This window comes from Vagococcus sp. WN80Y (genome assembly GCF_059621045.1).
On record NZ_JCAQHY010000087.1, the window covers coordinates 1 to 5,464 of the forward strand.

A 5,464-nucleotide genomic window follows, 5' to 3' on the forward strand; every position below is an offset into this window, starting at 1 on the left:
TCGTACTGTAGATGTTCGTATCATTTTAAAGTTATTATCATAGTCAACTATTGGTGCTGTAGCATGTTTTGTGTCGGTTACTTGACTAAGTTCTCCTAACTTACGCAGTTCCCATGCGTAAAAAATCATTTCTTTATTTAAAATAGTCACTTCTTATCAAGAGAATTTCAGTCAAATAAGGTATGAAGTAGATAACAAATATCTAAACACAAATAAAACCAAAATAGTAATCATGGTCTGAAATGTAACTCTCAAAAAGTGTTCAACGATGTTTAGTATGACATGGGTATGAATGTGGAAATAAAATACACTATACTACCCTACCCACCCCATTTCCCAAAAACCAACCGATTCTTATTGACATCGCTCTCAATATAGCATACACTGAACGCGACAAGAAATAACTGACAACTAAATAAAAAAATTGGCACTACACAAGAGAGGTGGCAACCTCCCTACATGTAGCCCTGAATTAATAGACGATGAATCTACTAATCAAGTTGCCAATAGGCTAGCAAAGCTAGCGTGTCTTCATTGTACCCAATATCCGGCGGTATTTCTAGTTCTTTTACAAGAAAGTGAGAAATAGTGACAGATCTTTGATGGTTTCTTTGGTCATCCCCCAGCAACCGACAAGAAGACGCGAATTGTTGATCTTTCTTCAACTAACTATTGATACAGCATTAGACTGATTTTTGTCTAATGCTGTTTTTTGCATAAGCCAGTCATTTAGTCGGTTATTTCTTGTTGTTTAAAAGGAGAGTGGATGAAATAAAAAAGGAGCTGTAAAAGTTTTATTTTTGAAGGTGATAAGTTGGGTGAAACTCCATTTTGACGTACGATTAATAGGAACGTGGCTACTATTTTTTAATGCTGTTATTTAATTTGATGCTTAATTTTAGGTCGATGTCCGAGATTAGATGACATTAAAAGTGAGTGTTTAATGGATGTATGACGCTATATATAGATGTTTGAGGCGATTTTTAAGGATGCTGATTTCTGTCGCCTGAGTGACTTTATTTTCCTTTTATTATTATATAAATCGTTATTTTAATTGGGGTCTTACTATAATTATAGTTATTTTCTAAAAAGGTTAAAAGCTGTTATTTAAATTAATGGAACATTTTAGCTCATGTCTGTGATTAGTTGACATAGAAATGGTTGCTAAGCTGAAGTGTTATCAGACTTTATAAGCTGATATCACAGTCTTTTCAAGGTAATTCGGTTTGCTTACATGTGATAGCGTAAGTTGTCAACTGAATGCGCCTAATAAATATGTTATAAGTGAGATCGTGTTATCTTAAGCTCCGACAATAGGAGACTCGTGTTAGGGCAAATCCGTTGACATAACACGAGCTATCTTGATATCTTCTTTGCCGAATAAGCTGTTAAAACGGTTTCATTTTTAATCTTTAACTGTCAATAGTTTGATTTTAGTTGTATCTCGTCGCTCTGCTTTAAAACAATGACTGCGACACAATCTATGGGACACGAGTTGTTTATTTTCTGTGTCCATCATGGGAATCCGACTAAGCTGTTCCGACAGAATGAGGGGGTCAAGATTATCTAGAAAATGTGTCACACTAGAGGTACTAATCTGGCCCTGACTATTTTTAAACGTTAATGTCAGTTGTTTACGATGGGGTGTGATGATTGTCACCTTCTTTCCACTTAAGTATTCGTTTAAATAGGGTTCGCTGAGGACGAGGAAGGCTGTCCATATCAGCTTTTTGAAGATAGCCGTCTTTTATCATGGGAAGAAGCTTGGCAAAAATATGAAGTGATTCAGCAAATTCTTCAGGATGGATCAAGACGGTATGAATTCGTTTTTGATGGTCTTTTTTTTGTGTTTTTTTCTGGTTGTTACGGTCAATTTTCTTGTTCATGTTGGCGATTTTATTCCTCATGTACGGGTTAGTCGGGTTAGTGACACCTGCTACTTTGGTCAAAGCTTGCGCGCCTAAAAGATGATTCTGTTGAATTGTCCAAGCCTCTAAGACATCTACTAGAAAGGTTTGTCGCACACTTCGAATGCCAATCTGAACCTCTAAGGCTGCGCCAAAAGAAAAAGTGATGACGCTTCGCTGGATGCCATCTGTTTGTTTGACGCCACAGTGAAAGCTGATAGCGTGATTTAAATTTGCCCAAACATTGGCATTAAATCGTGAAAAAGTGGTACTAGGTGTGATAAGGGCAGCATACTTAGGGTGTTTATTTTGGTGAAAATTTAAGACCTGCCTAAGAATATACTGATTAGCGATCCCTTTTTTGATGCCAAATAGCTTGTGTATCTGAAAAGGGGTTAGTGGTGTTTTTTTGATGGTTCCATCCATAAAAAAGAGCACTGTTTTTCTTTTTCCCTTCAGATTTTTCCCACTCATCATGGCAAATACTTCCTCTGTTAACATCACCTCCTTCTCTTCAATTGCTTTTGTTAGGTAAGCGAGAATATGTGTCTCACTTACAATGTGACAAGATAAATCTAACTTCCCAGATTCGCTAAAAATGAGTGAGTGAGTCATTTTTTTCCTCCTTTTGATGATAGTAGGAGAAGATATCAAGATGATAACTTGCTCCTATCTTTACATATTTTTCTTTTTTTGTAAAAGGGCCTAACTCACGCTTTTTGCTGAATAAAGTTGTTCACTTTTTGAAATGATAGTTTGGAAATATCAGTTATACCAGTTGTTCCAGCGATTTTATGCCACTAAAAGCTGAAAGAATTAATTGGCAAAAGGGTGAGTTAGGTGAGTTGTACTTATAATAAACTTCAACTAGACTGGGGCATAGATCAGATCTGATCCTAGTTGGCAAGTCGCAATCAGTCAAGAAAGAGAAAGGAGGACAGAATATGACAGAATCAGTATTTTTACAGCATGGCGCGGAAATTGGCTATACAGCTGAAGGCAAAAAGAGCAAGCAATCATTGCCAAATCTGAAAGAAACGGTTCAATCAGATAAAATGGTTGCTCTCGGTCAGTTGTTTGTTGAGTTAATTCCTAAGGATGACGTTAAGGTAGAAGAGATTATCAGTGTGAAACGAACGCGGCATCAATCAATTTAGAAAGGGGAAACGAGCATGGCAGATAAAGTCACGAAGAAATTACAATTAGCTTTTTTCAATAGTAACGGCAGTCAAAGTACCATCAGTCCAAAATTCTTTGATGAAACCTTTATTAAAGATAAAGAAAAATTAAGCAAATGGATGAAGGATTTCAGCGAACTAGCTCTTTTTTATCACTCAGAAAAGGAAATGACACTGTTCACCGAGGCAAAAGAGGCTCATTTGGTTCAAACGATTCGCACGTCTTTGTTGGATTAATTTATAGGAGCTTTGACAAGGAACAATTGGAGGGAGAGACGTTTGTCTCCCTCTTTTAACAGAATCTAAAAAAAAGGAGGAGAGAGCAATGATGATTATGGGAGTGAGCCTTGCGGAAATGGCTGCATTGTTAAGTATGATTTCTATATTGCTAGCAGGAGTAGGGCGATTTTATCATAAATTTCGTACCAAGATAAGTGCGCCATTAATTGACTCGATGGACAAATTGAGGCAAGAGATTAGCCAATTGGATGAGCATGTAGGAAATAGTTATGACGAGTTGAAAAGTAAGACTGATAATTTAGACGAACGGATACGCCTTCAAGAGAATCGGCTAAAGAGAAAAGAGCTAAAACAATCTGAGACCAGTCAGATAGTGACTCAGGCCTAATAAGTGGTGAGTTGAGAAATCAGCGAATTGATAAGGAGGAAAGAGAGAATGGAAAAGGAACAGGCATTGACTCATTTGATGAAACGACAAGCGATCCATTTAGAGGTCGCACAGTTGATTAAAGAATTACGCCAAGCTAAAGAACTGAGTCAAACAGACTTGTGCGAACGAGTGACAGTCAATCGTCAATATCTATCTGAAATTGAAAATGGTCATCGTCGTCAGCTGAATTTAGCGAAAATAGACGAACTGATTAGAGGCTGCGGTGAACAATTACTCATTACAACAAGCTATACCAATCCTTTGCAGGTCTCAGATCAAACAGTCAGAGAAGATCAAATATTGCGGGCTTACGCAGAAGGACGAACTGAGAAAGCGGAAGTATTATTAGGGGCCATTCGTAGCTGGCGTTATCCAACGGAGCATATCGTGGCAAAGTGTAAGCGCAATATGGCCATCGCCATTAGCTATCATTTTAGAGAACAACCCAAACTGGCTCATGGGAAAATGAATCAGCTAATTATGGGATTGTCCTCTCTTGATTGTGGGGAAGAGGCCGAATATTTTACAGAATTGTTTTACCGTATTATCAAAAAGGGAGAGAACGAGCGGGCTAAAGTGAAGAAAAAGAAAGGAGGATCATGATGAAGATATGGGAGGGGACAGATTTGGTGTGCTGTTACAACATAGAGGGAGAAGAGCAATTAAGACGAATTCGCTTGGCACATTTACCTGAAAAAATAGAGCCAGAAGAGGTGTCACAGTTTGCCACGCTATTTTTAACGGTGTTGCCAGCTACGCACAGTGAAGACTCTGTCCAAATTGTTAACCGGACACGGTATACATAGGAGAAATGAAAGGGATGGGCCTATTGACTAAAAAATTATGTTTGTATTTTACAAATGAATCGGGAGACCCAACGACTATTTTAGTACAGCGGCCTAATGAAGCGCTAGAGGCTGATGAGGTACGACTGTTTATGGAAAAAGTTGTAGGAATGGGATTGTTTCAGCATAAAGGACAAAAGAAATACGCTGTGATAAAGGGAGCGAAGTATGTGGATCGTCAAACGGAGACACTGTTTTGATGAGGTTGTTTGATAAGGTCAATCAAATAGCGAAGGCAAAAATTAGTACAGGCTTGACTCTAAAGCGTCTCGACTAGTGTCAATGATTACAGGAGGATGAATTAAATTATCATAGTCTATTTTTATAGGTATATGTCTATTCTTATGAGCTCATTTAGTGTAAAATAGGTTTGTGTTAGTTTTGAGTGGTTGGTGTGTGACTACTTACTAAAAGTGTATTTTTAATAAACTTATTAAGGTGGAAAGAAGTAAATGTTTGAATTTTAAAATATAATGTAAAGAAAAACACGAGAATGTCTGATTCTCGTGTTTTTTTACTTTATATAATATATCTTATGTAACCAAGACGTGTTAATTACACATTAATCTTAGCATATTTCCCTATTTAGTGTCTACCGTTTTTTGAAAAAAAGTTCAAATTGGAAGGATATAAACAAAAAGATACTCACCTGAAAGTGTGGTGTTAGAGGGATTGTCACGCTTTATTATTATATTAATAACTTTATATGAAAATAGCATATAGTTGACATAAGATATATTATACAAAGTAGATTTTAATGGCCACATGTCAAGGTTAAATGCAACAAAGTATTGTTGATATACCAATTAAAATAACATTTTAGCTGTTTTTAATACGTGACAGTTTTACGTGTTAGGTAAAAAT

8 protein-coding genes are annotated in these 5,464 nt (G+C 36.8%); 6 read left to right on the top strand and 2 right to left on the bottom strand.

Translation table 11 applies throughout. The annotated features are described in order from the left end of the window. Positions 1-1,405 precede the first annotated feature (1,405 nt). Both AC5KOD_RS03125 and AC5KOD_RS03130 read right to left on the bottom strand, forming a co-directional pair. Positions 1,406-1,660 carry a hypothetical protein gene (locus AC5KOD_RS03125; protein ID WP_496913078.1) on the bottom strand — a complete coding sequence of 85 codons (255 nt, stop codon included), beginning with the start codon at positions 1,658-1,660 and terminating at the stop codon, positions 1,406-1,408. After that, positions 1,635-2,522: a hypothetical protein gene (locus tag AC5KOD_RS03130; protein WP_496913079.1), complete on the bottom strand. Its 888-nt coding sequence runs from the start codon at positions 2,520-2,522 to the stop codon at positions 1,635-1,637. Before AC5KOD_RS03130 ends, AC5KOD_RS03125 begins: the two co-directional genes overlap by 26 nt. A 329-nt stretch (positions 2,523-2,851) precedes the next feature. Between AC5KOD_RS03130 and AC5KOD_RS03135 the strand changes: the two genes are divergently transcribed. The 6 genes from AC5KOD_RS03135 (at position 2,852) to AC5KOD_RS03160 (ending at position 4,800) form a co-directional block, all read left to right on the top strand. Further along, entirely contained in the window at positions 2,852-3,064 is a 213-nt protein-coding gene (locus AC5KOD_RS03135) for a hypothetical protein (protein WP_496913080.1), read from the top strand. Between the two features lie 15 nt (positions 3,065-3,079). Beyond that, the gene (locus AC5KOD_RS03140; protein ID WP_496913081.1) at positions 3,080-3,322 is read left to right on the top strand and encodes a DUF2922 family protein; all 243 of its coding nucleotides are present in this window, start codon (positions 3,080-3,082) and stop codon (positions 3,320-3,322) included. Between the two features lie 88 nt (positions 3,323-3,410). Continuing rightward, the gene (locus tag AC5KOD_RS03145; protein WP_496913082.1) at positions 3,411-3,713 is read left to right on the top strand and encodes a hypothetical protein; all 303 of its coding nucleotides are present in this window, start codon (positions 3,411-3,413) and stop codon (positions 3,711-3,713) included. Positions 3,714-3,761: 48 nt separating this feature from the next. Further along, on the top strand, positions 3,762-4,358 hold the full coding sequence (locus AC5KOD_RS03150; RefSeq protein WP_496913083.1) for a helix-turn-helix domain-containing protein: 597 nt from the start codon (positions 3,762-3,764) through the stop codon (positions 4,356-4,358). Then, positions 4,358-4,561, top strand: coding sequence for a hypothetical protein (locus AC5KOD_RS03155; protein ID WP_496913084.1), 204 nt, complete (start codon positions 4,358-4,360; stop codon positions 4,559-4,561). Before AC5KOD_RS03150 ends, AC5KOD_RS03155 begins: the two co-directional genes overlap by 1 nt. A gap of 23 nt (positions 4,562-4,584) precedes the next feature. Further along, entirely contained in the window at positions 4,585-4,800 is a 216-nt protein-coding gene (locus tag AC5KOD_RS03160; RefSeq protein WP_496913085.1) for a DUF2922 domain-containing protein, read from the top strand. The last annotated feature ends 664 nt before the right edge of the window (positions 4,801-5,464 follow it).